Origin of the sequence: Microbacterium sp. TWP3-1-2b2 (assembly GCF_049896145.1) — a bacterium.
In the GTDB taxonomy this organism is placed as follows: domain Bacteria; phylum Actinomycetota; class Actinomycetes; order Actinomycetales; family Microbacteriaceae; genus Microbacterium.
In genome coordinates this window covers 1,882,202-1,907,228 of sequence record NZ_JAFCTS010000001.1, presented here as the reverse complement: position 1 = coordinate 1,907,228, position 25,027 = coordinate 1,882,202, and the positions used below count along the sequence as shown (strand labels likewise).

At 67.9% G+C, this 25,027-nt stretch carries 23 protein-coding genes; 15 read left to right on the top strand and 8 right to left on the bottom strand.

From position 1 onward, the window contains the following. Positions 1–27: 27 nt before the first annotated feature. The 3 genes from ACP7AR_RS09360 to ACP7AR_RS09350 all read right to left on the bottom strand — a co-directional run bounded on the left by ACP7AR_RS09360 (position 28) and on the right by ACP7AR_RS09350 (position 5,585). Positions 28–615, bottom strand: coding sequence for a 2'-5' RNA ligase family protein (locus ACP7AR_RS09360; protein ID WP_426185019.1), 588 nt, complete (start codon positions 613–615; stop codon positions 28–30). 150 nt (positions 616–765) lie between these two features. Beyond that, positions 766–2,769: a YhgE/Pip family protein gene (locus tag ACP7AR_RS09355; RefSeq protein ID WP_426185017.1), complete on the bottom strand. Its 2,004-nt coding sequence runs from the start codon at positions 2,767–2,769 to the stop codon at positions 766–768. Further along, complete coding sequence (locus ACP7AR_RS09350) at positions 2,766–5,585, bottom strand: efflux RND transporter permease subunit (protein WP_426185015.1); 2,820 nt, start codon at positions 5,583–5,585, stop codon at positions 2,766–2,768. The genes ACP7AR_RS09355 and ACP7AR_RS09350 overlap by 4 nt, the downstream gene beginning before the upstream one ends. 128 nt (positions 5,586–5,713) lie before the next feature. Here ACP7AR_RS09350 and ACP7AR_RS09345 point away from each other — a divergent pair, with 128 nt between their 5' ends. Further along, positions 5,714–6,346, top strand: coding sequence for a TetR/AcrR family transcriptional regulator (locus ACP7AR_RS09345; RefSeq protein WP_426185013.1), 633 nt, complete (start codon positions 5,714–5,716; stop codon positions 6,344–6,346). A 28-nt stretch (positions 6,347–6,374) separates the two neighbouring features. Here ACP7AR_RS09345 and ACP7AR_RS09340 read toward each other — a convergent pair whose 3' ends face one another. Both ACP7AR_RS09340 and ACP7AR_RS09335 read right to left on the bottom strand, forming a co-directional pair. Beyond that, a complete protein-coding gene (locus ACP7AR_RS09340; RefSeq protein ID WP_426185011.1) occupies positions 6,375–7,352 on the bottom strand; it encodes an o-succinylbenzoate synthase in 978 nt (325 codons plus the stop codon). A gap of 74 nt (positions 7,353–7,426) precedes the next feature. After that, positions 7,427–8,443 carry a GNAT family N-acetyltransferase gene (locus ACP7AR_RS09335; protein ID WP_426185009.1) on the bottom strand — a complete coding sequence of 339 codons (1,017 nt, stop codon included), beginning with the start codon at positions 8,441–8,443 and terminating at the stop codon, positions 7,427–7,429. A 77-nt stretch (positions 8,444–8,520) separates the two neighbouring features. Here ACP7AR_RS09335 and ACP7AR_RS09330 point away from each other — a divergent pair, with 77 nt between their 5' ends. The 10 genes from ACP7AR_RS09330 to ACP7AR_RS09285 all read left to right on the top strand — a co-directional run bounded on the left by ACP7AR_RS09330 (position 8,521) and on the right by ACP7AR_RS09285 (position 18,036). Next, positions 8,521–8,853 (top strand): PadR family transcriptional regulator, encoded by a 333-nt coding sequence (locus tag ACP7AR_RS09330; RefSeq protein ID WP_426185007.1) that lies wholly within the window; start codon positions 8,521–8,523, stop codon positions 8,851–8,853. Position 8,854: 1 nt separating this feature from the next. Beyond that, entirely contained in the window at positions 8,855–9,811 is a 957-nt protein-coding gene (locus tag ACP7AR_RS09325; protein WP_426185005.1) for a permease prefix domain 1-containing protein, read from the top strand. A 61-nt stretch (positions 9,812–9,872) separates the two neighbouring features. Continuing rightward, the gene (locus ACP7AR_RS09320; protein WP_426185003.1) at positions 9,873–10,808 is read left to right on the top strand and encodes a 1,4-dihydroxy-2-naphthoyl-CoA synthase; all 936 of its coding nucleotides are present in this window, start codon (positions 9,873–9,875) and stop codon (positions 10,806–10,808) included. A gap of 11 nt (positions 10,809–10,819) precedes the next feature. Beyond that, positions 10,820–11,980 carry an AMP-binding protein gene (locus tag ACP7AR_RS09315; RefSeq protein WP_426185001.1) on the top strand — a complete coding sequence of 387 codons (1,161 nt, stop codon included), beginning with the start codon at positions 10,820–10,822 and terminating at the stop codon, positions 11,978–11,980. A gap of 19 nt (positions 11,981–11,999) precedes the next feature. Further along, positions 12,000–12,791 (top strand): class I SAM-dependent methyltransferase, encoded by a 792-nt coding sequence (locus tag ACP7AR_RS09310; RefSeq protein ID WP_426184999.1) that lies wholly within the window; start codon positions 12,000–12,002, stop codon positions 12,789–12,791. 60 nt (positions 12,792–12,851) lie between these two features. After that, a complete protein-coding gene (locus tag ACP7AR_RS09305) occupies positions 12,852–14,066 on the top strand; it encodes a sensor histidine kinase (protein WP_426184997.1) in 1,215 nt (404 codons plus the stop codon). Continuing rightward, the gene (locus ACP7AR_RS09300) at positions 14,063–14,698 is read left to right on the top strand and encodes a response regulator (RefSeq protein WP_426184995.1); all 636 of its coding nucleotides are present in this window, start codon (positions 14,063–14,065) and stop codon (positions 14,696–14,698) included. Before ACP7AR_RS09305 ends, ACP7AR_RS09300 begins: the two co-directional genes overlap by 4 nt. Before the next feature lie 211 nt (positions 14,699–14,909). After that, positions 14,910–15,671, top strand: coding sequence for an ABC transporter ATP-binding protein (locus ACP7AR_RS09295; RefSeq protein ID WP_426184993.1), 762 nt, complete (start codon positions 14,910–14,912; stop codon positions 15,669–15,671). Beyond that, positions 15,668–17,128 (top strand): FtsX-like permease family protein, encoded by a 1,461-nt coding sequence (locus ACP7AR_RS09290; protein WP_426184991.1) that lies wholly within the window; start codon positions 15,668–15,670, stop codon positions 17,126–17,128. Before ACP7AR_RS09295 ends, ACP7AR_RS09290 begins: the two co-directional genes overlap by 4 nt. A gap of 245 nt (positions 17,129–17,373) precedes the next feature. Next, positions 17,374–18,036 carry a 2-phosphosulfolactate phosphatase gene (locus tag ACP7AR_RS09285; protein WP_426184989.1) on the top strand — a complete coding sequence of 221 codons (663 nt, stop codon included), beginning with the start codon at positions 17,374–17,376 and terminating at the stop codon, positions 18,034–18,036. A gap of 8 nt (positions 18,037–18,044) precedes the next feature. On the opposite strand, the gene ACP7AR_RS09280 is transcribed toward ACP7AR_RS09285, so the two are convergent. From ACP7AR_RS09280 to ACP7AR_RS09270, 3 genes are all read right to left on the bottom strand, one after another. After that, a complete protein-coding gene (locus ACP7AR_RS09280; protein WP_426184987.1) occupies positions 18,045–18,539 on the bottom strand; it encodes a SprT-like domain-containing protein in 495 nt (164 codons plus the stop codon). Between the two features lie 45 nt (positions 18,540–18,584). Beyond that, positions 18,585–19,112, bottom strand: a complete 528-nt coding sequence (locus tag ACP7AR_RS09275) for a hypothetical protein (RefSeq protein ID WP_426184985.1) — start codon at positions 19,110–19,112, stop codon at positions 18,585–18,587. Between the two features lie 81 nt (positions 19,113–19,193). Further along, a complete protein-coding gene (locus ACP7AR_RS09270; protein ID WP_426184983.1) occupies positions 19,194–20,060 on the bottom strand; it encodes a spermidine synthase in 867 nt (288 codons plus the stop codon). Positions 20,061–20,208: 148 nt separating this feature from the next. Here ACP7AR_RS09270 and ACP7AR_RS09265 point away from each other — a divergent pair, with 148 nt between their 5' ends. From ACP7AR_RS09265 to ACP7AR_RS09250, 4 genes are read left to right on the top strand one after another with little or no spacing between them, the layout of a single operon-like run. After that, positions 20,209–21,495, top strand: a complete 1,287-nt coding sequence (locus ACP7AR_RS09265; RefSeq protein WP_426184981.1) for a sugar ABC transporter substrate-binding protein — start codon at positions 20,209–20,211, stop codon at positions 21,493–21,495. Positions 21,496–21,519: 24 nt separating this feature from the next. Continuing rightward, entirely contained in the window at positions 21,520–22,500 is a 981-nt protein-coding gene (locus tag ACP7AR_RS09260; protein ID WP_426184979.1) for a carbohydrate ABC transporter permease, read from the top strand. Next, the gene (locus ACP7AR_RS09255) at positions 22,497–23,333 is read left to right on the top strand and encodes a carbohydrate ABC transporter permease (RefSeq protein WP_426184977.1); all 837 of its coding nucleotides are present in this window, start codon (positions 22,497–22,499) and stop codon (positions 23,331–23,333) included. The genes ACP7AR_RS09260 and ACP7AR_RS09255 overlap by 4 nt, the downstream gene beginning before the upstream one ends. Next, positions 23,330–24,826, top strand: coding sequence for a glycoside hydrolase family 3 protein (locus ACP7AR_RS09250; protein WP_426184975.1), 1,497 nt, complete (start codon positions 23,330–23,332; stop codon positions 24,824–24,826). Before ACP7AR_RS09255 ends, ACP7AR_RS09250 begins: the two co-directional genes overlap by 4 nt. Positions 24,827–25,027: the final 201 nt, after the last annotated feature.

Here is a 25,027-nt window from a genome sequence, read left to right as displayed (position 1 = left end):
CGCCCCAGCGAACTCACCCCAGCGAGATCACCCCAGCGAGATCACCTCATGGTGCTCGACGCAGCCGGAGTACCAGACCAGTTCTGCCACGGTGACGACCTCGGTGGGGCGCTCCGCATATTCGCGCGTGACGGATGCCGCGATCGCGGACCACTCGTCCACGTCGAGCGTCTTGCCGTAGATGACGGACATGTGGAAGGTCCAGTCGTCGAGCGACCGCTCGTCGAGGCGGCGCAAGTCGGTGCCGGCGAGGGCATCGGTGAGCGTTGCGTACGCGTCGACGACGGATGCGGTGCGCGCGAGCCGCGCGATGACGATCTGCCACGGCGCGGGGAAGGTGTCGATCGCCTCGGTCGTGATCTCGATCGGATGCTGCGCTGCGCCCCATTCGCGAACGATTGCGCGTACGTCGTTCAGACGCTCCGGCTCATAGAACCCGCGAAGCGTGACGTGCCCGGTATGCGGATGTGTGACGTCGGCCGGCAGGGTCTGGAGAACAGCATCCTGAACCGCTCGGTAGTCGTCGGCAACTGCTCCGGTCGGACGCAGCACCAGGTACTGCTGACCGTCCAGAGACGTGAGTTGTCGGGGATCATTCATGAACGGACGGCGCATGCCCCGAGCTTAGGGTGCCCGCGGGTCGTGGTTACGGCGCTCGAGGCTAAGAGTGTCGCAACACGCCGCATCGTCCGTCCAGGGGCGGTGAAAGGAGGAAAGTGCCGGCCAAACTCGAGGATGACGTGCGATTTCCTCCTTTCAGCAGCATCACGCGCCGGCGAGCACGGCCCTCGCTGAGGTCGTCCGCCGAACGGCCACGATCAGGGTCGTCGCGATGAGCGACAGCACGCCCCACACCACCAGGCCGGCGAGTGCGCTGCCGTTCGCGGCGATGAGGCCAGTGAAGGCCGGGGCCGTCGGAAGCGCACCGCCGATCGATGCGAGCCAGTCGGGAACAGTCGAGATGAGCCCTGTGGCCACCGCCACGACTCCAATGAGTGCGCTGACCCAGCGTCCGATGCCGCCGAACAGCGCCACGAGGGCCTGATTCACCGCGGCGAATGCGATTCCTGCCACGACCGCTGTGCCTGCGAAGGCCCACCATGCTGCGGCGTCGTATGAGGCGACGAACTGCACGATCAGCGCGACGAGCAGTCCCTGTCCTGCGCCGATCGCCGCGGCAGGAGCGAAGGCCCGGAGCGTCAGCCCTGCCGACGAGCGGCGCGAGGTCAGCGTGCGCGCCGTGTGGGCCCGCATCACGATGAACGAAGCCAGACCACCGAACCACAGCACCACCGCAGCGAGCAGCGGGATGGCGGTAGGCCCGAAGATCGTGTTCATCGAAGAGCCGGACGAATTCGACGAGACAGGGTCTGCGATGACGGAGGCGAGCGAGGCCGACTCCTCATCCCCGAACGAGGGAAGCGACTTCGACGCCGTCTTCAGTCCACCGGCCAGGTCTCCCGTGCCGGTGGCGAGCGTGTCGACACCGGAGGCGAGTTCTGCTGCGCCGTCGGAGAGTGCAGTCGCACCGTCGCTCAGCGTAGTGGCGCCGGTGCTCAGTGCGTTCGCACCGGCCGCGGACTGATCGACGCCGGAGGCGAGCTGGTAGAGCCCACCGGCGAGTTCGGTCGCGCCTGCTCCGGCGGTTCGCAGCTGACCGGCGAGTGCGCCGGGGAGCGCGCTGACGCCCGTCGAGACATTCCCGGCGTAGACGTCCGCGGTTCCTGCCGATTTTGCCGCGGTGCCCGCACTCTGGACATTGGTTTCCGCACTTCGCGCTGCGATGGCCAGCTGATCGCAGAATTCCGGTGATGCACCTGATGCCTCGCATTCACCGGCGAGGGTGCCCAGACCCTGCGCGTTCGCGCCGAGGGATTGTGCCAGCTCGGCCGTCTCATCTGCCGCGGTCTTCGCGTAGCCGGCTCCGGTCGAAGCCGCCCCCACCAGCTTGTTCAGATCGCTCCCAGGCGCCTCGAGCGCGTCCGCACCCTTCGTCAGCCCGGAGCCGAGGTCACTCGCACCTCCGGCCGCATCGCGCGTGCCAGAGGCGATGGTACCGAGGCCGCCGGCGAGCTCCGACGCACCTGTCCCCAACTGTGCAGCACCGTCGGCGAGCTTCGTCGCGCCGTCTGGCAGAGCGGCGGCGCCATCTGCTGCGGACCTCGCGCCGTTCGCGAGTTCGAGCGCCCCCGAGGAGGCCTCGCCGATCTGATCGCCGATCGTCGTGAACCCGACCAGCACGTTCTCCATGGTCGCCTCAGACAGCATGGTGCCCATCGTGGAGGCGGCTACCGACGCGATCTGTCCGGTGATGAGATCGTCGGCGACGAGGCCGTCATCCGGCGTGGTGACCTCGATCGTCGCCTTCTCTGCGGTGCCGCCGCCATCGGAGATCGCCTGGCCGGCGGACGTCGCTGCGGACGAGAACTCCGCAGGGATCGTGATGACCGCCTGGTAGCTGCCGTCGGCGAGCCCCTCGGCGGCGTCTTCCTCGTTCGAGATGACCCAGGTGAGGTTGGAGTCGAGCTCGTCGGAGCCTTCGACGAGACCCGACGCCAGCTGGCGCCCGAGCGGCGTGTACTGGTCGTCGATCGTGACCGGCTCGTCGAGGTTGACGATGGCGGCTGTCATGGTGTCCAGCCGCTCGGTCGGGTTCTGGAGAGCAGCCACCAGGATGCCGCCGACCGCTGCCGGCAGCAGCAGAACGCCGAGCAGCGTCAACCAGGTGATGGGCTTGCGCGAACGGGCGCGTTCGATCGAGAGGGTCATGCGTTCACCTCATGGGAGTCTGTGTCGGAGGTGGTCTGAGCAGGAGGCATCGGCGCGGTGACGTCGAGTACTTCAGCAGCGGGCCAGGCGGCCTCTGCGAGGATGACGCCGGCGAGATCTGCATCGGATGCTGTCGCGAAGACCGCGAGCGAACGAGGAGCCGCATCCTCACCGTGAGAGGCTGCGCGCGCGGATGCCGCAGCATCCTGCAGCATCGCGGTGGCCTGATCGCGCTGCCCGCCGGTGAAGCGGTCGATGCCGTCGATGACGACAAGAGTGGGCGCCCCACGCAGAGCTTCGCGAAGGTCGATGAGCGCAGCATCCGCATCGTCGACCAGCACGCAGCCGACGTGACTGCGGACCCAGGCGGCGCGTCCGGGCAGCAGGTGCCCGGCGACCCGCAGCTTGCCGGCATCCGGAGTCAGCCTGCCGGCGACGGCCAGCGCCAGTGCGCGGCGCACCCGGCTGTCGCGTCCGGTGGCGATGACCGCCGCGCCTGGCGCGACTCGGAAAGTGACGTCCTCGAGGATCGGAGCATCCGCATTCAGCACGAGGTCATCTGCCGCGACGACTGAGCCGTCACCGGGCCACGCCTCGAGATGCCGCTCGCGCTCGACGGCTTCGCCCTCGATGTCGACGCTGGGAAGGATCTTCTCCAGCCACGCCGGGATCTCCCAGGCGCGCTCGCCGAGGATCGCCATGAGTGCAGGGATCAACGTCATCCGCACCAGGAACGCATCGATCGCGATACCGGCCGCGAGGCCGAGGGCGATCGGCTTCAGCGACGAGTCGCCTTCGGGCACGAAGGCCACGAACACCGCGAACATGATGAGTCCCGCCGCGGTGACGACCTTCGCCGAACCGGTGAATCCGCTGCGCACGGCACGCAGGGCGGCGGCTCTACGGACGCGCCTGTCGGGGGAGCGGCCGTCGGGGTCGTGCACGAAGTCTTCGCGCATGCGGGAGACCAGGAAGACCTGGTAGTCCATCGCGAGACCGAACAGCACGCCCATGAGGATGATCGGCATGAAGCTGATGATCGGCCCGACCTTGGCGACGTGCAGCAGATCGGCGAACCAGCCCCACTCGAACACCGCGCCGACGACGCCGAACGCCGCGACGATCGAGAGCAGATACCCGAGTGCTGCGGTGACGGGCACCCACAGCGAGCGGAACACGATCGTCAGAAGGATGAGCGACAGTCCGATCACGAAGACGCCGAACGGCAGCAGGGCGTTTCCGAGCTGGTCGGAGATGTCGATCGCGACGGCGGTGAAGCCCGTCACCTTCAGGTCGATCCCGAACTCGTCGAGCCACTCGTCGTGGTGCGTGCGCAGCTCGCGCACGAGGTCGCTGGTCGCCGGGTCGTCCGGGGCGGTCTCGGGGATCACCTGCACGATGCCGGTGTCTGCCGTCTCATTCGGAGTGGCGAGCGCGACCTCTTTCACTCCATCGATCTCGGCGACAGCATCCCCGAGGTCCTCCATCAGCGTGAGCGGATCGGTGGACGTGACGATCGTGCCGGTGAGGATGAGGGGACCGTTGAATCCGGCGCCGAACTCCTCGGCGACGAGGTCGTAGCTCTGCCTGCCCTCGTCGTCGGGGGCGAGCACGCCGGCGTTGGGCAGAGCGAGGTTGAGGCTGAGGGCAGGAACGGCGACGATGCCGAGACCGACGACGACGGCAAGCGAGGTGAGGATCGGATGCTTCGTCACTCCGCCGACCCAGCGGTCGCTGAAGCCGCGGCGGGGCTTCGCCTCCTTCCCCTTCTTCGCCGGGCGCTCCTTCTTGGGCCGGCCGACGATGCGGCCCTTCAGGAAGCCGAGCACCGCGGGAGTCAGAGTGACGGCGATCGCGACGGCGAACGCGACGGCGACGGATGCCGCGATGCCCATGGTCGTGAGGAACGGGATGCCGGCGAAGCCGAGGCCGATCAGGGCGATCAGCACGGTGATGCCGGCGAACACCACGGCAGACCCGGCGGTGCCGACCGCGCGAGCGGCGGACTCCTCCGGATCGACGCCCGCGCGCACCTGATCCTGGTGCCTGGCCATGATGAACAGCGCGTAGTCGATGCCGACCGCGAGGCCCAGCATGAGCGCGAGCAACGGCGTGGTCGATGACACCGAAGCGAACGCGGTGGCGGCGAAGATGCCGGCCATCGAGATGCCGACGCCGAGCATGGCGGTGAGAAGCGGAAGACCGGCGATGACGAAGGACCGGAACGTGACGATGAGCACCAGCAGCGCGATGATGAGTCCGACGGCCTCGGTGATCGTGACGCCGGGGATCGAGATGGCGAAGAGGTCTCCGCCGAGCTTCGTCTGCGAGCCGTCGGGCAGGGCGGCGGCGAGCTCATCGACCGACCTGGTGAGCGTGTCCTTCGTCTCAGCGGAGACGTCGGTCGCCTGGCCGTCGAACTGCAGCTGGACGATCGCGGCGGTCTCGTCCTCGTTGATCATCCCCTCGATCATCTCGTCGTACGGAGAGGTGACGGCGAGGACTCCGTCGAGGTCACTCAGCTCGTCGACGGCGTCCGCGATCGGCTCGCGGTATTCGTCGTCCGTGATCGAGTCACCCTCGGCGGCGACCACGATGAACTGCGCGTTCGTGCCGCTGACCTGGGGGAACGAGCGTGAGAGCTGCTCCAGACCGTCCTGCGACTCGGTGCCGGGGATGCTGAATGAGTTGTCCGTGCCCTGGTTCAGGGCGAGTGCGCCCCCGCCGGCGACTCCCAGGACGATGAGCCAGGCGACGAGCACGCGCCACGGGTGACGGAAGGACCAGCGCCCGAGCGACGACAGAAGAGTGGACACAGATTCCTCCGGGGCAGCGGACGGGAGAATGGATACAGAGATGTATCCGATACATCTGTGTATCCTACGGTGGGTCGTGCGTGCGAATCTGTGCGCCGGATGTGAAAGTGTGGAGGGAGGAGGCTTCGATGACGATTCCCATGACGAGACGGCGAGAGAACACCCGCGCGCGGCTGCTGGATGCCGCGGCAGAGGTGTTCGCCGAGGTCGGGCTCGAGGGCGCCAGCGTCGAGGCGATCTGCGAGCGGGCAGGCTTCACTCGCGGAGCCTTCTACTCGAACTTCGAGTCCAAGGACGAGCTGTTCCTCGAGCTCGCTTCCTCGGTGGCCGAGCAGCGTCTGGCCTCAGTACGCGGACGCATCGAGGAGTTCGTCGCCGCAGGCGTACTGAACGGTGATGCAGATCCCATCGAACTCGTGCAGAAGGTGATGGACTCACGGCTCGACGACCGCCTGAGCGTGCTCATGATGAGCGAGATCCGCATTCGCGCCCTGCGCGATGAAGGCTTCGGGAAGGCCTATCTCGCACAGGATCGGGCGATGACCGCGAGCATCGAGGAGATCATCCAGGGCATCGTCGACTCCGGTCTGTTCGCGCTGCGGATCGATGTCCCCACTGCTGCGCAGATGCTCATGATCCAGTGGGAGGGCTGCATGGCGCGCGCGGCCGTGTCCGGATGGGACGGCGAGAAGCTGCATCGTGCCGGCGCCGAGGCGCTCGGACAACTCGTCGATCTGCTCATCGCGCCTGCCGCAGGCTGAACCGGCGCTGCTCGCTCGATTCTCTGCTTTACCGGTCGGCGAGCAGTGCGTGGCAGCGCTCGAGGCGATCGAGCCACCAGTCGCGGCGCTCGGCGGATGCCGCGAGCCTGTCGAGTCTCGTCGCGTCGGGGATGACGCGGCCGACCGTGATCGCGCCGTCGACCGGAGAGAGGTCTGCGACGTCCTCGACGAACAGCGCGCCGGTGCCGAGGCCACAGTCGTAGTCGAGATGGGGGAGCGCCGCAGCGAGGGCTGCTCCCTGCGAAAGACCGACCGCGGTGTCGAGCGCGCTGGAGACGACCGCGGGAAGCCCTGCGGCGACGACGATCTGCAGTGCGCGCGTGAGGCCGCCGAGCGGCTGCGCCTTGATCACGATGAGGTCGGCGGCGCCGGCTCTTGCCACAGCGAGAGGATCGTCGGCCTTGCGGATGCTCTCGTCAGCGGCGATGGGGATGCCCATGTACTTCACTCGCTTGCGCAGCTCGGCGAGTTCCTCCACCGTGGCGCACGGTTGCTCGGCGTACTCCAGGTCGAACTCGGCGAGGGCGTGGATCGCGTGCTCCGCCTCGTCGACGTTCCACACACCGTTGGCGTCGATGCGCACGCGCCCCTCAGGGCCCAGCACGTCGCGCACCGCGCGCACCCTGGCGATGTCGTCACTCAGCGGCTGGCCGGGGTCAGCGACCTTGATCTTCGCCGTACGGCATCCGGGGAATCGCGCAAGCACCCTGGGAACATCGGCCGCGGCGATTGCCGGCACGGTGGCGTTCACACCGATCGACTGCCGCAGCGGCGCCGGCTGCGCGTTCCAGGCGTAGTCGATCGCTGAGGCGAGCCAGACGGATGCCTCGGCGTCCTCGTATTCGACGAACGGTGAGAACTCCGCCCAGCCCTCGGGTCCCTCGAAGAGCAGCGCCTCGCGCACATCCACGCCACGGAAACGTGTCGTCATGGGGAGGGCGACCACACGGGCCGTCTCGAGCAGCTCTGCGAGCGACGGGTTCATGTCCCCATCATGCCCTTCCGGGTCTCATCGGGCTGCCAGCCGTGCCGATCACGCACGACCATCTGGGACACATGTCAGGCCAGGCGCTTCTGCAGTTCGGCCATGAGTTCCGAGGGAGCGAAGCCCAGCCGGCGATTGATGGCGAGCATGTGCTCGTTGACCCCGGCGTTGTACGTGTAGATCGCGCGCACGTCAGAGGCGTGCTCCTGCAGCAACTGCAGGTTCGCGATCTTGACGGCCAGGCCCAATCCGTGACCGCGCGCCTCTCGCCGCACGAGAGTGCCCCATTGGTATGCGTTCCCGTCGTCGCCGGACACGACCAGCTGCGTGTATGCGACGACGCGGCCCCCGCCGTCGCACGCCACGGTTCCGAAACTGCGCCGATTCTGCTGAGCGATCAGCATCTCGCTCCTGCGGATCTCGCGGATGTCCACCGACGCCGGCTCGATCTCGAGATCTCCGACAGGCGCCTCGGTGTCTACAGCAGCGTCCAGCTCGGCCCACCCGCCCACGACCGCCTCGGGAACGCTGCCGATCCACGAGCGCAGCGAGAATCCCTGCGAACGAGTGGATGCTTCGGCACTGAGACCGGCGAGATGCGCTTCCGCGACCGGCAGCCGGAGCCGACTCTGCACGTCGCCGAGTGCCAGTGCGTAGCCGTGGCGCCGCGCGAACTCTCGACCCGGAACTCCGTGGCCGTCGTCGCCGGCGCTGCAGGGCCACGACGCGCTCGCTTTCAAGACATCGCGATGGGCCTCTTGCGCTTCGGTCTCGAGTGCAGTGAGTACGGCCGTGCCGACACCCTGACGCCGCAGCTCGGGCGCGACGTGCACGCCGAGCGTCGCCACGCGCAGGTTGTCGCGCAGGGGGAGCGCGAGCCGGCCACTCGCGACGATCTCGCCGTCGATGCAGGCCAGGTAGGCGCGTCGGTCGATCGTCTCGGTGTCCTGCTGCAGCTCGCGCTGCGATTCGTGTCGCGTCCAGACCGCCGTGTCGGCGCCACGATCCGCGCGCTCTGCGGCGGCGTAGATCTCCCACCACAGCGTCACCGCGACGCCGTCGAACGGGTCGATCTGGATGAGTTCGAGCATCCTGCAACCGTAGCTTGATCGATTGCGCATCAAAGCGTCATTGACATTAGTGTGTGAGACACAGTAATGTGATCGACATGAACGAGACCCTCGATACGCACCTGCAGGAACTGCGGCGCGGCACTGTGGTGCTGGCCTGTCTGCAACTGCTGCGCACGGCGGGCTACGGGTACGCGCTGCTGGAAGAGCTCGAACGCCGCGGCTTCGCCACTGATGCGAACACGCTGTACCCGCTGCTTCGCAGGCTCGAGAAGCAGGAGTACCTGACCAGCGAGTGGAACACCGAAGAGGCACGGCCTCGAAAGTTCTACCGCACATCGGAAGCCGGCATCCGGCTCGCCGACACCCTCACCCAAGACTGGCTCGCGCTCACTGCCGCGATCGCGACACTCACCGAACAGGATCACTGACATGTCAACCACGCTCACCGAGCGGTACATCGCCGCCACTGTCAAGAGCATCACCCCGGCCGCGCAGGACGACGTGCGTGCCGAGCTGGGCGCATCCATCGACGACGCCATCGAGGCCCGGCTCGAGCAGGGCGAGCCGCGCGAAGCCGCGGAGCGGGCGGTGCTGATGGAGCTCGGTGACCCCGGCATCCTCGCCGCGAGCTACGCGGACCGTCCGCTTCACCTGATCGGACCGCGCTTCTACCTCACCTGGTGGCGGCTGCTGAAGCTGCTCCTGATCATCGTCCCGCCCATCGCCATGGTCGGCGTCGCGTTCGGCACGGCGATCTCGGGCGGTGACGTCGGTGCGGTGATCGGCGCGATGGTCGCCGTCGCGATCAGCACGGTGGTGCACATCGGATTCTGGACGACGCTCGTGTTCGTCATCCTGGAGCGGACGAACAGCGACACGACGCTGCCGGAGTGGGATCTCGATCAGCTGCCGGAGCCGACGCAGAACGGCGCGGGGCGTGCAGACGCCATCGCCTCGCTCGTGTTCCTGGCGATCGGAGTCGGCGCAGTGTTCTGGGACGCCCTCATGGGATTCTTCCCGACCGGGGGCGACCCCATCCCGATGTTGAACCCTGGCCTGTGGCCGTGGGGGATCACCGTGTTGTTCGCGCTGATCGTCGCCGAGGCCGCGTTGTCCGTCGCCGTCCACGCCAAGCGGCGGTGGACGATCGGTGCAGCGGTGATCAACACGCTGCTGGCGGTGGCCTTCGCCGTATGGTCAGTCACGCTTCTCATGCGCGGTGAGCTGATCAATCCGGAGTTCCTGAGCTTCGTGTTCACTGACAACGGGGTGAAGGAGGACACCATGCAGGTCCTCACGATCATCACGGGCTTCTGCCTCGTCGCCTTCCCGGTGTGGGACATCGTGGACGGCTGGCTCAAGACGCTGCGGTCGCGCAACGCCTGATCAGGATCGAATGCAGGAAGCGCCGCCTCCCGGAGGCGGCGCTTTCTTGCGTGAGGTGGCCATGTCGGGCAATAGGCTGGATGCCGTGGCCACCGCATCCGTCTCCGAACTCTTCGATCCCGCTGAATGGGTGCTCGCGCCCGGCGCAGATGCCTACACGGACATCACGGCGCACGTCACGCACGACGGCGGCGTCGCCCGTATCGCGTTCGACCGACCGGAGGTGCGCAACGCCTTCCGGCCGCACACGGTGGACGAGCTGTATCGGGCATTGGACATCGCCCGCCAGGACCCGAAGATCGGCGCCGTGCTGCTCACCGGCAACGGACCGAGCGCGAAGGACGGCGGCTGGGCGTTCTGCTCGGGCGGCGACCAGCGCATCCGTGGCCGCGACGGCTACAAGTACTCCGAGGACGAGGCGACCGTGGCGGATCCGGCACGAGCCGGGCGCCTGCACATCCTCGAGGTGCAACGGCTGATCCGCTTCATGCCCAAGGTCGTCATCGCTGTGGTGCCCGGCTGGGCAGCCGGCGGCGGGCATTCGCTGCACGTCGTGTGCGATCTGACCGTGGCGAGTGCAGAGCACGGGAGGTTCAAGCAGACGGATGCCGACGTCGGCAGCTTCGACGCGGGTTACGGTTCGGCGTACATGGCCAGGCAGACCGGTCAGAAGTTCGCCCGTGAGGTGTTCTTCCTCGCCGAGGAGTACTCCGCGCAGCGCGCCTACGAGATGGGCGCCGTCAACCGGGTCGTGCCGCACGCTGAGCTGGAACGCGAGGCGCTGCGGATGGCTCGTACCGTGCTGACGAAGTCGCCGACGGCGATCCGCATGCTCAAGTTCGCCTTCAACGCAGTGGATGACGGCATGGTCGGCCAGCAGGTGTTCGCCGGTGAGGCGACCCGTCTGGCCTACGGCACCGACGAGGCCGTCGAAGGGCGCGACTCATTCCTCGAGAAGCGCGACCCCGACTGGACGTCGTTCCCCTGGCACTTCTGAAGGGCTGACGGATGACACGACTCATCGCCACCTCGGCCGACGACGCGGCTCAGTTGCAGCGCGAACTCGCACGTGCGCTCGAGGGCGGCCCCGCATTGGCCTTGGGGATGCTGGGGCTCGGCGGCTCGGATGATGAGCCGGAGGCTGTCGCAGAGGGCACGGCGGTGGTCATCGGAACCTCCGGCTCGAGCGGCATCCCGAAGCGTGTCGTGCTGAGCGCAGAGGCGCTGCGGGCAGGCGCCGAAGCCACTGCCGATCGCATCGGTTCAGGCAACTGGCTGCTCGCATTGCCGGCCGGATACGTCGCCGGCCTTCAGGTGCTGGCCCGCTCCATCCTCTCCGGAACCACTCCGGTGGTGCTGGAGGGAGGCTTCTCGGCACGGAGTTTCACCGAGGCCACGCTGCCGATGCTGCGCGGCCGCGGCGAGCAGCTGTTCACGTCGTTGGTACCGGCGCAGGTCGCCACCCTCCTCGACGCGGCGATCGAGGACACGACGGTTCGTGCGGCGCTCCAGGCCTATTCCGCGATCCTCGTCGGAGGGCAGGCACTGCCTGAACCGGTGCGGGAACGCGCCGCCGAGCTCGACGTGCGCCTCGTGCGCACCTACGGCTCGACGGAGACGAGCGGCGGATGCGTCTACGACGGCGTGCCGCTCCAGACCGTCGCTGTGAAGGCCGTCGACGGTGAGCTGCGCATCGCGGGTCCCATGCTCGCCGATGGCTACCTCGGCGATCCGGTCCTCACCGACACCACCTTCGTGCGCGACGAGCACGGCATCCGCTGGTATCGCACCGGCGACCTCGGCATCGTCGAGGACGGCGTCGTGCGTGTGCACGGCCGCGCCGACAACGTGATCGTCTCCGGGGGCGTCAACATCTCCCTCGACAGGGTCGAACGCATCGTCCGCACCATCCCCGGGCTCACTGGCGCCGTGGTGGTCGGCGTGGACGACGAGCGATGGGGCGAAGCATCCGTGATCGTCGCCGAGCGCGGCGAGGCTCTCAGACGCAGCGAATCCGAACAGCTCGAACATGCGCGAGAGGTGGTCGCGGAAGAGCTGGGCAAGCCCGCGCGCCCCGCACGAATGGTGATCGTCGACGAGATCGCGACGCTGAGTTCGGGCAAGCCCGATCGCGAGGCGATCCGACGCCTGGCCACCCAGCTGCGCTGACATTCAGGAGAGTGAGATCATGGCCGCATACACCCACGGGCATCACGAGTCGGTCCTGCGCTCGCACAGCAATCGCACCATCGCGAACTCGGCGGAGTATCTGCGCGCGCATCTGCACTCCGATGTGCGACTGCTCGATGTCGGCGCGGGCCCCGGCACGATCACGATGGACTTCGCACAGCACGTCGCCCACGTCACCGCGACCGAGATCGGTGAGGCCGAGCTCGCGCTGTCACAGCGGCTCGCGGCAGCACAGGGCAGGTCGAACGTCGCCTTCTCGGTCGAGGATGCCCATGCGCTGAGCTTCGCCGACGACAGCTTCGACATCGTGCACACCCATCAGGTGCTGCAGCACGTCGCGGACCCTGTGGGGGCGCTCCGAGAGATGCGGCGGGTCACGAAGCCGGGCGGGCTGGTCGCCGCGCGCGACGCCGACTACGCCGGTTTCATCTGGTTCCCTCTTGCGCCGGAGCTCGATGAGTGGCTCCGGCTGTACCGGGCCGCCGCGCGTGCGAACGGCGGCGAGCCCGATGCCGGACGCCGTTTGCTGTCGTGGGCGCGGGCAGCGGGTTTCGAAGAGATCACCGCGTCTGCTTCGACCTGGTGCTACGCGACACGCGAGGAGCGCGAGTGGTGGGGCGGTATGTGGGCGGATCGCATCGTCGAGTCCGCGCTGGCACGCCAGCTCGTCGACGACGGCTTCGCGACGAGCGCCGACCTGCACCGCATCAGTCGAGCCTGGCGCACCTGGTCCGACGCCGCAGACGGCTGGTACCTCGTACCGCACGGCGAGATATTGGCCCGCGCGTGACATCCGCGGATACATCGCTGGGCGGATGCTGACGACCGTAGCCTCGCGTAGCGTGAGAGGGTGATCCGCCCGCTGTCCCGCACCTCGCTCATCCTCGACATCGTCGGGGCGTTCGTGCTGTTCGCGATCTTCACACCCACGTCCGTGGTGTTCTATGCGCCAGGAAACCTCAGCTCGACCGTTCCCGAGGCCGTCGGTGTCGGCGGGCTCGTCGTCGCCGCGGTGCTGCAGTGCGGCGCCGTCGCGATCGGGCGGCTCGCGCCCGGCATCGCGCTGGCCGTCGCCTGGCTCGGTGCGATCGTGCAGATGGCCGCCGGGCTCGGACCTCTTCCGATCAACGTCGCGATCCTCGGCGTGTTGTACGCGACCGCTGCCTGGGGAACGACGCGCGTCTTCTGGGCCGGTCTCGTCTCGTCGTTCGTCGGTGGCGTCATCGCCGCGACGTACGTCGCCTTCAGCAACGGCCAGCTCTTCGCGGCCGGAATCTCCAGCACCGTCGCCTCCTTCGTGCTGCTCGCGTTCATGAGCATCCTCGCGCTCGGCTCGCCGTGGCTGGGAGGCTTCGGATGGCGAATGGTGCTGCGCTGGCGGGTCAGTCGCGCAGCTCAGGCTCTGGCCGAGATCGCCACGGCGGAGGAGCAGGAGCGCGTGCGCATCGCCCGCGACATGCATGACGTCGTCGCGCACTCGCTCGCAGTGATCGTGGCCCAATCCGATGGGGCGCGCTACGCCGCGGCATCCGATCCGCAGGTGGCGACCGAGGCGCTGGGCACGATCTCCCAGACCGCCCGCTCCGCGCTGTCCGACGTGCGGATGCTGCTCACCCAGCTGCGTCACCGTCAGGGAGACGGACCTCAGCCCACCATCGCCGACCTCGAGCAGCTGTTCGCGCAGGTGCGGCAGGCGGGCGTCGAGCCGCGCGTGACGGTCGACCCGATGCCGCCGGGGGAACCGCCTGGCGCGATTCAGCTCGCCGTCTACCGCATCCTTCAGGAAGCCCTGACCAACGCCATCCGACACGGCGCGGGCGGGGCCGTCGACGTCCACCTGGCGTGGTTGACGGACCGGGTGGACGTCGAAGTGCGCAACCAGATCGCCGCGGTCCCCGTGGTGGGCGCGTCCGGCGGGCACGGTCTGGTCGGGATGCGAGAGCGTGCGCAGCTCGTCGGGGGCTCGCTCACCTCAGAGCGGGAGGGCGAGGAGTTCGTCGTCCGCGGGACACTGCCGATCGGAGCCGCGCAGGAGATGCCTGTGACCACTGGAGGAGATGCATGATCCGGGTGCTGTTGGTCGACGACCAGGCGCTGTTCCGCGCCGGCATTCGGATGCTGGTCTCATCCCAGCCGGACATGGAGGTCGTCGCGGAGGCCGGCAACGGGCAGGAGGCGCTCGCCGCGGTCGCGCACGCGGCGCCGGATGTCGTGCTCATGGACATCCGGATGCCGGTGATGGACGGCCTGACCGCGACGGCCGAGCTCCTCAAGACGCCGGATGCGCCGAAGGTCGTGATGCTCACGACCTTCGACCTCGATGAAGCCGCAGCGCGTGCGATCAGGCAGGGGGCGAGCGGCTTCCTGCTGAAGGACGCAGAGCCGGAGTTCCTGCTCGCGGCGATCCGCACCGTGCACTCCGGCTCGAACGTGATCGCAGCATCCGCCACGCGCGAGCTGTTCGCGCACTTCACCGAGGCTGCGAAGCCGGTGCCACCTGCGTACGCCTCCCTGACCGATCGTGAACGGGAGATCTTCGCACTCGCCGCGCGCGGGCTGTCCAACTCGGAGATCGCCGGGCGCGAGTTCCTCAGCGAGGCGACGGTGAAGACGCACATCAGCCGCATTCTCACCAAGCTCGCGCTGCGCGACCGGGTGCAGCTCGTGGTGTTCGCGTTCGAGCACGGGCTGAACTGAGGTGTTCGCCGGACTGGCGTGTCCCGATTCGCGGACGGTGTCACGATTGGCTGAGCATTTCGCCGGATCTGTCCGCAGATCGGGACGAGGTCAGCAGATCGGGACGCGCGTCTCGCGAGTTGGAGAGGCGAGCAGGATCATCCTTGAGATGTAGGCGGATGCTCCGGGCGGGCGATGTGGCGTGGCATCCGTTCTTCCTAACGTCGTAGGTATGGAGATCACGACCACAGACCTCGGGCTCGCAGCCCGTGTGCAGCACCTGACGAAGTCCTACGGCGCCGGCGAGAGTGCCGTCACGGCTCTCGACGACATCAGCGTCGGCATCCGCCGCGGACAGTTCACCGCGATCATGGGCCCCAGTGGCTCCGGCAAATCGACCCTCATGCACATCATGGCCGGCCTCGACGCCCCGACCGAGGGTCGCGCATGGATCGGCGACACGGAGATCACGGGTCTCGGCGACCTCGACCTCACGATCCTGCGGCGTCGCCGCGTCGGGTTCATCTTCCAGTCGTTCAACCTGGTGCCGACGCTCGACGCGATCGGTAACATCCTGCTGCCGCTCGAACTCGATGGCCGCCGCCCCAGCGCGATCGAACGCGCCAGGATCAACGGGCTCGTCGAGACGCTCGGCCTCGGTGCACGTCTGCGCCACCGCCCGCATGAGCTCTCCGGCGGCCAGCAGCAGCGTGTGGCGATCGCCCGCGCGCTCGCCACCGCACCCGACCTGGTCTTCGCGGACGAGCCCACCGGCAACCTCGACTCCGCCAGCGGTCGGGAAGTGCTGCAGCTGCTCTCCACCGCGAGTCGTGAGCACGGTCAGTCCATCGCCATGGTCACGCACGACGCGATCGCCGCCAGTCACGCCGACCGCGTGCTGTACCTCGGCGACGGCCGCATCGTGGCCGATCACCCTCGCCAGAGCGCAGAGCAGATCGCGGCGTACATGCTCGCTGCCGAGGTGTCGGCATGAGTGCCGTGGCTGCGGTCGTTCCCGAGTCGACGGCGACGGGCCCTCGCCTCACCTGGTTGCGTGATCGCGGCATGGGCGCCAGCATCCTGGTCGCCGCACTCTCGTCGGCGTTCGGCGTCGTGCTGGTCGAGGCGACGGCGTACATCGGTGCGATGCTGCAGGCGGACCCGTACATCGGTGACAGCGGAACGCTTGCCGTCGTCGTCGCGATGCTGTCGGTTCTGCTGATCGGCGTCGCGCTCTACGTCGCGGCGATCGTCACGGCCAACACCTTCTCGACCATCATCGCCGGGCGGACACGGCACATCGCCCTGGTTCGCCTGATCGGCGGCAGTGCGCGCTCGCAACGAGCCGAGGTCGCTCGTCAGGGGCTGATCGTCGGCGCGATCGGTGCGAGCATCGGCCTCGTCGCCGGGCTGCTCATCGCGTGGGCCGGTGTCGCTTTCGCCGACCGCATGCTGGGCGAGGTGCCCGCCTTCACGCCGATGCTCCCGACGATCCTGATCCCGACACTCGGAGTCGTGCTGACGACCTGGGCAGCCGCCTGGGTCGGATCACGGCGGGTGCTCGCGGTGACCCCGCTGCAGGCCATCGCCGGTTCGGTCGAGCGCTCGCACGAGGACGCCGCCGGGCGCCCTGCGCGTCATGTCGGTGCATTGCTGCTTCTGATCGCCGGCGTCGCGCTGCTGGTGTTCGGGGTGCTCGTCGGCTTGGTCACCCCGTTGGGAGTCATCGTGGCCTTCCTCGGAGGGCTGCTCTCCTTCACTGGGATCTCGCTGGCCGCCGTGCTCGTGATTCCACCGCTGCTGCGCCTCGTGGGCAGGCTGTTCGGTCGCTCGGCCACGGCGCGACTCGCCGCGGAGAACGCGCTGCGGTATCCGGAGCGCTCCAGTCGGATGGCCATCGGCGTCGTCATGGGAGTGACCCTCGTGACGATGTTCGCGGTGGCCCTGGAATCGGTCAAGGTTCTGCTGACCACGGCCGCAGGAGGAGAGCTCGATTCCGAGTTCGCGATCATCATGGACAGCTTCGCAGCGGTCATGATGGTGCTGGTCGGCATCTCGGCGGTCATCGCTGCGGTCGGGCTGGTGAACCTGCTCACGATCGGAGTGGTGCAGCGGCGTCGCGAGCTCGGGCTGCTTCGCGCGATCGGGCTGTCGAACGGTCAGGTGCGCCGGATGATCCTGCTCGAGGCACTGCACATCACGATCACGGCGACAGCGACCGGGCTCGTTCTCGGAGTGCTGTACGGCTGGATCGCGGCGCAGTCGCTGCTGGGCTCAGTTCGGATGCCTCCGCACTTCGAGGAGACCGCGGGGCTCGTGGCGCCCGCGGTGCCGTGGATCCCGGTGGTCGTGATCATCGCCGCGACCGCGGTGCTGACGCTCGTGGCTGCAGCGACTCCGACTCGGCTCGCGACCAGGGTCGCCCCGGTCGAGGCGCTCGCCGTCGACTGAGCTCTCGGACGCTTCGACAGGCTCAGCGGTCGAGCCCATGGCGGGTGGCGCGTGAGGTGGCGCGGGATGTCGCTTGGGTGCGGGGGATGCGGCATCCGGTGACACCTCTCGGGGGCGAGAGTGATTCGGTGGCGCGGAGGGTGGCGCGGGAGGTCGCTTGGGCGCCGGGGATGCGGCATCCGGTGACACCTCGCGGACCGCGCGCGGAGGAGCGGCCGCCCTCCCACTTCTCCTAGGCTGGGAGGATGCCGCATCCGTTCGATCAGTCCGCGTACCAGGTCCGCTTCGAGTGGGGAGTCGCCGGACTGCAGCGGCTCGCGCCGGCCGATGTCATCGTCGTCGTCGACGTGCTCCGCTTCTCCTCGATCGTGACGGATGCCGTCGCCTCCGGCCGCACGGTCGCGCTGGCGGATGCCGAGCGTTGGTCACGCAACGGGGCAGCCGTGGTCACGGCGGCGGCAGCGGGCGAGCCGAGCGTGCTGCTCGGATCGTTGCGCAATGCATCAGCGGTGGCGAGGACAGTGCTCGAACTGCAGAATCGTCGCCAGCAGCGCACGTCGGTGGCCGTGATCGCTGCGGGCGAGCTGACGGATGCTGGAGACCTCCGCTTCGCCGTCGAAGACCAGCTCGGTGCAGGCACGATCATCGCGGCGCTGAGCGACCTGGGCGCCGACCACACGTCTCCTGAGGCGGCGGCCGTCTGCGAATCGGCACGCGGGCTTCGTCGGGCGATGCGACACCTGCTCACGGCATCCGGATCGGCCAAGGAGATCGCCGAGGGCGTCTCCGCGACCGCGCGCATCGAAGCGGCGGGTCTCGTTCCGACCGCCACGGCGGCTGCCGCCGAGGTCGACGCGACCGATGTCGTGCCGGTTCTCAGCGACGGTGTCTTCGTCGCGTTCGCCTGAGCAGCCGACTACTGCTCGCGCGGCATCTGCGCGGCGAGGCGAACGTCAGCGGTGATCTCCCGGCGGGTCCAGGAGAACTCGAAGCGCGGGTCAAAGGTGCGTGAGCACTTGACGCACGACGTGGCCCTGCTCGGCCGACGATGCCGGTACGTCACGTGACCCGCAGGGCAGGTGCCGATCCACGGTGCCAGCTCTTCTGCCGTCTCGCCGTGGTGCGTCGTTCCTCCGACGTAGCCGAGGTCACGGGCGATGAGCTTCCACTTCGCCCCGTGCGCGGCACGGTGTCCGGCCAGAGCGTGTGCGACCTCGTGCAGCAGCACCTGGTGGATCTCGTCGTCGTCGAAACGTGCTGCGAGATAGCGCGACACGGTGATCCGCTTCGCACGGAAATCGCATTGCCCCGCTCGACGCTTCGCGTGGTCGAAGCCGAACGACCACGACTCGTCGAGATGCAACCGGATCAACGCCTCGCCCCAGATGCGCACACGGTCAAGTTCCGCCATGCGCCAAGGCTAAATCATCCCGCAGACATTAGGGGAGCGAGCAGGTCAACTTCCGACGAGCTGTCCGCTGCGGCGCTTCTCCGCTGCCTCGATCGCGAGCAGCGCGACTTCGAGTTCGGCGTCAGCGGCGCCGGCCTCGCGGCGCAGGAAAAGCGCCTGCTTGAGGCTCGTACGAGCCTCATCGAAGTCACCTGCGTCATACGCGTTCTTGCCGTGGTGCTGGTACGCGAACGCCGCGATCGATGTCCAGCCCTGTCCTTCGGCCTCGGAGGCGCAGGTCGCGAGCTCCTGCTCGGCGGCCGCGTGTGCGCCGCGGTACTGCAGGATCGTCGCGTGCAGCACGCGTGCCCGCAGGACATCCTTGCGGGTGCCGGCCATGCGCGCGACGCGCACCGATTCGTCGGAGAGCTTGAGCGCATCGTCGAGCTGGTCGAGCACCTTGAGCAGCCAGACCCGCTCCAGCAATGCCGGCAGGCTGCGCTGCGCCTCGATCTCGACCAGTCGCTGCGCGCACTCGACCCGATCGACCTGCTCACGAAGAGTCTGTGGATCGTAACCCTTGATGTAACCCATGTGCTCTCCTTCCGCGGCGCCTCGCTCCAGTCTGCCTGTCGGATCTGCAGACGAGTCGGCGGCACGCCCCGGAGGCGGATTTCAGCGCAGGAAGATCGATGCGTCCGGCTTCGGGGACGCCACAGCATCCGCGTCAGTGACGATGCGGGCCCCCTTCGCGAAGGCGACGACCTCGGCGCCCTGCGCGATCTTCGCCGGGTGGGGGCCGGCCGCCAGCATCCGCGGCAGCCATTGCGTCGGCAGGGGAGAAGCGGATGCCGCGATCACGAGGTTCCCGAACCGGCGGCCCTTGAGCACCTGGGTGTCGGCCAGCAGCGCGATCTCGGGAAGCACATGGCCGATCGTGGCGACCTGCCGCCTCGCGAATGCCAGTCCTGGTCCATCGGCGACGTTGACGAGCAGCACGCCCGACGGGGCGAGGAGCCCTGATAGCTCTCGGTAGAACTCGACGCTGGTCAGGTGAGCGGGCGTCTGTGCCCCGGAGTACACATCCGAGACGACGAGATCGCACGCGCCGGTGAGCGCAGGAGGCAGCTTCTTCGCACCCGAGCGCGCATCTCCGATCCTGATGCGGATCGCTGCCCCTCGGGGCAGCGGGAGGTGTTCGCGCACGAGAGCTGCGAGTGGCGCCTCCCATTCGATCACCTGCTGACGCGATCCCGGTCTCGTGGCCTCGATGTAGCGGGGGATGGTCATCGCACCCGCACCGAGGTGGACGGCGGTCAGCGGCGCACCCTCCAAAGTGAGTTGATCGATCACCGCGCCCATTCGCACGACGTACTCGAAGTGCAGATGCGTCGGGTCATCGAGGTCGACGTGGGACTGCGGGGTGTCGTCGACGATCAGCTCGAAACCACTCGTGAACTCCGAGGGTGAGATCTGTGCGATGCCGCCGTGATCGAGCGTGGCGTGCGGATGCTCGGTGTTCTTCGTGCGCATCCGTCCCATGCTCTGAGCCTATGCTTCCGGCGCGTGTTACAGGTGTATGACGATCGTCGGCAGGAGTTGCAGGTATTTTGTTAGTGATGAATACTTTTTCCTGATCGGCATGCAACCCTTGCGCGCCGAGGCATTTTTCAATGAGGAGATTCACCAGATGAAGAAGCGCATTCTTCCCATCGTGGCGCTCGGCGTCACGGCAGCACTGGGCCTCGCCGCATGTTCCGGCGGCTCGGGCAACGGCTCGGCCGACGGTGAGGATCAGACACTCAGCGTCTGGATCATGCAGGGCACCAACCCTGACGCCACAGCGTTCCTCGACGAGGTCTCCGCGGCGTTCAAGGAAGAGACCGGCGCGACCGTCGAGTTCGAAGAGGTGCAGTGGGCAGACGCGCACGACCGCTTCGTGACCTCGATCGCCGGCGGCACCACCCCCGACATCGCCGAGACCGGCACCACCTGGACCGCCGAGTTCGCCGACGCAGGCGCGCTGCTGCCCATCGATGAGTACGTCGATGCCGAAGACGGCCTCCGTGACGACCTGGTCGAGGGACTCGAGGTCGCAGGCACCTACGAAGAAGAGCTCTACGGCATGCCGTGGTACGCCGGTGTCCGCTCGCTCGTCTACCGCGCCGACATCTTCGAAGAGCTCGGGCTCGAGGCTCCGAAGACCTGGGACGACATCGTCGCAGCAGGCGAGGCCATCAAGGCCGCGCACCCGGAGATGCTCGCGTTCCCGGTCGCCGGAGACTCCGAGTTCTTCGTCTACCCGTGGGTCTGGGGCGCCGGCGGCGAGATCGCCACGCTCGACGGCGACACCTGGACGAGCGAGCTCGACAGCGCTGAGTCGCAGGCCGGCATCCAGTTCTACACCGACCTGGCCACAGAGCACGGCTTCTCCTCCGCAGGTGCCACCACCTGGAAGGAGACCGACGTCCGTGACGCGTTCACGCAGGGCAATGTCGCGATGATGCTGTCCGGCTCGTGGACGCCGAACGCGCTCATCGAGACCAACCCCGACCTCGAGGGCAAGCTCGGCGCAGCCGTCATCCCCGGCCAGGACGGCGACATCGCCCCGTCCGTGCTCGGCGGATCGCACCTGTCGATCTTCAACACCACGAAGAACGCCGACCTCGCATGGGAGTTCGTCCAGTTCATGACCACCGGCGAGTACGCCGAGCAGTGGGCTGAGCAGACCGGTTACTTCCCGGGTGTCGCCTCGGCGATGGAAGAGGCCCTCGCCTCGACCGACCCGCTGGTCGCACCGTTCGCCGAGCAGATGGTCGACGGCGGCGCATCCGTGCCGGTGACTCCGAACTTCGGCGCCGTCCAGGCGAAGAAGACCACCAACGCGATGATCCAGTCGATCCTCAGCGGGCAGAAGGACGTCGCCACGGCGACGAAGGATGCCGCGGCCGAGATGACCGAGCTGCTCAACCAGTAACAACCAGTTAGGCAATAACCCTCTATGTCGACGGTGCACGCACCGCTGCCGACACCCACGGAGGCGGGGAACACCCCCGCCTCCGTGGCCGGTGGCCGCCGATCCAATCGGTTCCTCTCCATCGCCAAGGCCCGCCCTTGGCTGCTCCTCGCCCCCGGCCTCGCCATCCTCGCGGTGCTCATGCTGTGGCCGCTGGTGCAGGTCTTCATCTACTCGCTGCAGGATTACGGGCTGCGGGAGATCAACACCGGAGAGACCAACTTCATCGGCTTCGACAACTACGTCGAAGCGCTCACCAATCCGACGCTCTGGACCGTCGTCCTCCCGAACACCGTCGGCTTCGCCGCCGTCGCCGTGTTCGCCACCGTGGCCGTCGGCACGCTCGTAGCGCTGTTGCTGCAGCGTCTCGGCACGACCTGGCGCGTGATCGTCTCCAGCTGCATCATGATCGCGTGGGCGATGCCGGCCGTCACCGGCACCTACGTGTGGACGTTCATCTTCGACGCCGACCGAGGCGTCTTCAACGACATGCTGCAGGGCCTCGGCCTGATCGACGACTCGGTCAACTGGTTCACGAACCAGTGGTCGTTCTACGCGATCGTGCTGCTGAACGTCGTGCACCACGGCTTCCCGTTCGTCGCGATCACCGTGCTCGCGGGTCTGCTCGGTGTCTCCAAGGAGATGCTCGAAGCAGCGGCACTCGACGGTGCCGGCGCCTGGCGTCGATTCTGGGGCATCATCTTCCCGACTCTGCGTCCGGTCTTCTCGGTGGTGATCATCCTGTCGACCATCTGGGACTTCAAGGTGTTCGCGCAGGTCTACCTCATGCCGGGCGGCTCCGGATCGAATCGCTCGGTCCTCAACCTCGGCGTCTGGTCGTACGTCGAATCGTTCGGTCAGAACCGCTACGGGTTCGGCGCCGCGCTCGCGGTGCTGCTGACACTGGCGCTGATCGGCATCACGATCGTGTACATCCGCTCGCTCATGAAGGAGGACGAACTGTGAACCCGAACAACAAGTCCGTCCTGTCGAAGGTCGGCATCGGCGTCGCCGTCGCCGCAGTCCTGATCTTCACGCTGTTCCCGGTGTACTGGATGATCTCCAGCGCCTTCGACAAGAACGCGTCCAGCGGTGGGCGCTCGTTCTTCCCGGAAGAGCTCACGTTCGACCACTTCACCTTCGTCTTCACCGAGGGCGGCTTCGGCGTCTTCCTGCGCAACTCCGCGATCGTCGCGCTTGTGACGGTGCTGGTGAGCGCGCTCGTCTGCCTGCTCGCCGCCGTCGCGGTGGCGCGGTTCAAGTTCAAGTTCCGCACCACGATCCTGATGATGATCCTCGTGGTGCAGATGGTGCCGCTCGAGGCGCTCGTCATCCCGCTGTTCCTGCAGGTGAAGAGCCTCGGTCTGCTCAACAGCATCATCGGCCTGATGATCGTCTACGTCGCGCTCTCGCTCGCGTTCGGCATCTGGATGCTGCGCGGCTTCGTCGCCGCCGTGCCTGTCGAGCTGGAAGAGGCCGCGTACATCGACGGCGCGAGCTGGTGGCGCATGTTCCGCTCCGTGCTGCTGCCGCTGGTGATGCCCGGCCTCGTCGCCACGAGCATCTTCAGCTTCATCACGGCATGGAACGAGTTCATCTTCGCGATGACGATGCTCGGCGGAGCGAGTGACCAGTACACGGTCGCGATCGGTCTGAAGTCGTTCTTCGGCCTGCACTCCAACGACTGGGGCAGCATCATGGCCGCCTCCACCATCATCACCATCCCGGTCATGATCTTCTTCGTGATCGTGCAGCGCAGGCTCGCCAGCGGCATGGTCGCGGGAGCAGTGAAGGGATGACGGACGAGCTCACCCGTCTCGCCAACAGCGTGCTGTGGCCGGGATTCTTCGGCACCGACGCGCCGGCGTGGCTCCGTTCGGCGCTCAAGGATGATCTCGCAGGCGTCGTGTACTTCGGCCAGAACATCTCGGCCGACCTGCCCGCGCTCAGCGCTCAGATCCGTGCGGCGAACCCGCACGCCCTGATCGGCATCGACGAGGAGGGGGGAAGCGTCACCCGTCTCGAGGTCGGCACGGGCTCGACACTTCCTGGTGCAGCGCAGCTGGGCGTCGTCGATGACGTCGCCGCGAGCAGGGCCACCGGCGCAGAGCTCGCCCGGCGTGCGCATGCAGCGGGCATCGATGTCGTGCTCGGTCCTGTCGCCGATGTGAACACCGATCCGCGCAATCCGGTGATCGGCGTGCGCTCGTTCGGCGCGGATGCCGCGCTCGTCTCACGGCATGTCGCAGCGACCGTCGAGGGCATGCAGGGCGGGGGAGTCGCGGCGTGTGTGAAGCACTTCCCAGGTCACGGCGACACCCATCTCGATTCGCACCATGCGCTCCCGGTGATCAACCTGGACCCGGCCGAGATCGAGGACGTGCACCTCGCACCGTTCCGCGCCGCGATCGCCGCGGGAGTCGACTCGATCATGACCGCGCACATCGTCGTCCCGGAGTGGGGTGAGCAGCCGGCGACGCTGAACGCTGGGGTGCTCGGGCGCCTGCGGACCATGGGATTCGACGGCGTGATCATCACAGACGCGCTCGACATGGCGGCGATCCGCGAGTCCGTCGGCATCGGCGGTGGCGCCGTGCAGGCGTTGGCTGCGGGCGCCGATCTGCTCTGCATCGGCAACCCGACGAACCCGGGGGCTGCGGCCAGGGCCGACCAGGACGAGAGCGACTATCTCACCGCGCGAGAGGCGATCGTCGCCGCGTTGCGCGACGGCACTCTGCCTCGCGAGCGCGTCGAGCAAGCACGCGATCGGGTACGGATGCTGGCGACGAAGCTCGCGGGCGCCGCCACGGCAGACTCGGATGGCCCCGATGGGGCGTCCTACGAGGCGGCCGACATCGTCAGCCGCGCTCTGCGCGTGACACATGTGATGGATGGGGTGGCGGATGCCGCGGCATCCGCTCTGTCCGTCATCGACGCGCGTCGCCGCTCGACACTCGCGGTCGACAGCGCGGCCGCGTATGTCGCCGACGCCCTCGCCGGGGACGGCTTCCGCGTCCGGCTGGACGTCGAGCGTGCGACGGAGGAGGAGCGGGATGCTGCGCTGGACGCGGCGATCGCCGCCGAAGGACGCCTCGTCCTGCTGGTCGACCGCCCCGACGTGGATGCTGCGCAGCGCGCCCTCGCAGAACTCGCAGCCGACCGTGACCCCGGCGCCGTCGTGGTGAACGTGGGCCTGCCGGCCCGGCATCCGTTGCCGCTTCCAGTGGTCGAGGTGGCCGCGGCGAGCCGCGTCGGAGCCGAGGCCGCCCGCGCCATGCTGCTCGGGCGCTGAGCCGCCCGCTCGCCCGCTCGCCCGCCCCGAGGTGGCGCGGGTGGCACGAGGTGGCGCGGATGGCTGAGGTGGCGCGGATTGCCGCCTTCGAGCGGAGAAAGCGACCACCTGCGACACCTCCCGAGCGGCCGCAGCGTGAGTGGTGGCGCAGATGGTCGCTTCAACAACGTCAACCCGACCATCTGCGACACTTCGCGCCGC

Excerpts from the sequence above, each read along its gene's own strand:
- ACP7AR_RS09360 (WP_426185019.1), bottom strand. The coding sequence starts at position 615 with ATGCGCCGTCCGTTCATGAATGATCCCCGACAACTCACGTCTCTGGAC.
- ACP7AR_RS09355 (WP_426185017.1), bottom strand. The coding sequence starts at position 2,769 with ATGACCCTCTCGATCGAACGCGCCCGTTCGCGCAAGCCCATCACCTGG.
- ACP7AR_RS09345 (WP_426185013.1), top strand. The coding sequence starts at position 5,714 with ATGACGATTCCCATGACGAGACGGCGAGAGAACACCCGCGCGCGGCTG.
- ACP7AR_RS09340 (WP_426185011.1), bottom strand. The coding sequence starts at position 7,352 with ATGAACCCGTCGCTCGCAGAGCTGCTCGAGACGGCCCGTGTGGTCGCC.
- ACP7AR_RS09335 (WP_426185009.1), bottom strand. The coding sequence starts at position 8,443 with ATGCTCGAACTCATCCAGATCGACCCGTTCGACGGCGTCGCGGTGACG.
- ACP7AR_RS09330 (WP_426185007.1), top strand. The coding sequence starts at position 8,521 with ATGAACGAGACCCTCGATACGCACCTGCAGGAACTGCGGCGCGGCACT.
- ACP7AR_RS09325 (WP_426185005.1), top strand. The coding sequence starts at position 8,855 with ATGTCAACCACGCTCACCGAGCGGTACATCGCCGCCACTGTCAAGAGC.
- ACP7AR_RS09320 (WP_426185003.1), top strand. The coding sequence starts at position 9,873 with ATGTCGGGCAATAGGCTGGATGCCGTGGCCACCGCATCCGTCTCCGAA.
- ACP7AR_RS09315 (WP_426185001.1), top strand. The coding sequence starts at position 10,820 with ATGACACGACTCATCGCCACCTCGGCCGACGACGCGGCTCAGTTGCAG.
- ACP7AR_RS09310 (WP_426184999.1), top strand. The coding sequence starts at position 12,000 with ATGGCCGCATACACCCACGGGCATCACGAGTCGGTCCTGCGCTCGCAC.
- ACP7AR_RS09300 (WP_426184995.1), top strand. The coding sequence starts at position 14,063 with ATGATCCGGGTGCTGTTGGTCGACGACCAGGCGCTGTTCCGCGCCGGC.
- ACP7AR_RS09295 (WP_426184993.1), top strand. The coding sequence starts at position 14,910 with ATGGAGATCACGACCACAGACCTCGGGCTCGCAGCCCGTGTGCAGCAC.
- ACP7AR_RS09290 (WP_426184991.1), top strand. The coding sequence starts at position 15,668 with ATGAGTGCCGTGGCTGCGGTCGTTCCCGAGTCGACGGCGACGGGCCCT.
- ACP7AR_RS09285 (WP_426184989.1), top strand. The coding sequence starts at position 17,374 with ATGCCGCATCCGTTCGATCAGTCCGCGTACCAGGTCCGCTTCGAGTGG.
- ACP7AR_RS09280 (WP_426184987.1), bottom strand. The coding sequence starts at position 18,539 with ATGGCGGAACTTGACCGTGTGCGCATCTGGGGCGAGGCGTTGATCCGG.
- ACP7AR_RS09275 (WP_426184985.1), bottom strand. The coding sequence starts at position 19,112 with ATGGGTTACATCAAGGGTTACGATCCACAGACTCTTCGTGAGCAGGTC.
- ACP7AR_RS09270 (WP_426184983.1), bottom strand. The coding sequence starts at position 20,060 with ATGGGACGGATGCGCACGAAGAACACCGAGCATCCGCACGCCACGCTC.
- ACP7AR_RS09265 (WP_426184981.1), top strand. The coding sequence starts at position 20,209 with ATGAAGAAGCGCATTCTTCCCATCGTGGCGCTCGGCGTCACGGCAGCA.
- ACP7AR_RS09260 (WP_426184979.1), top strand. The coding sequence starts at position 21,520 with ATGTCGACGGTGCACGCACCGCTGCCGACACCCACGGAGGCGGGGAAC.
- ACP7AR_RS09250 (WP_426184975.1), top strand. The coding sequence starts at position 23,330 with ATGACGGACGAGCTCACCCGTCTCGCCAACAGCGTGCTGTGGCCGGGA.